Here is a 241-nt window from a genome sequence, read left to right as displayed (position 1 = left end):
GGTCGCATATGGCCGAAGTTATCAACCGCTTCAGGCCCAAGTTCGAGCGCTCGACCATCCTTCAGAATCTCGGCCTTGAATCGAACCGCTACTTTGTGCTTAGCTTGCATCGCGAAGAGAATGTCGACGATCCGTCGCGGATTGACGCGATGATGGCGTGCCTGAAAGCGCTCGAAACCACGTACGGATGGCCGATTATCGTCTCGACTCATCCGCGCACGCGCAAACGGCTACCCGCGGA

The 241-nt window shown here is 57.3% G+C and carries 1 protein-coding gene; it reads left to right on the top strand.

Annotation, left to right across the window (positions count from 1 at the left end; genetic code table 11):
* The coding region (locus AC0L23_RS40175; protein WP_473358448.1) for a UDP-N-acetylglucosamine 2-epimerase at positions 1-241 on the top strand (241 nt) is incomplete at both ends.

It is taken from the genome of Bradyrhizobium sp. MI1.4 (assembly GCF_055811315.1).
This window is presented reverse-complemented; position numbering and strand designations above follow the sequence as displayed.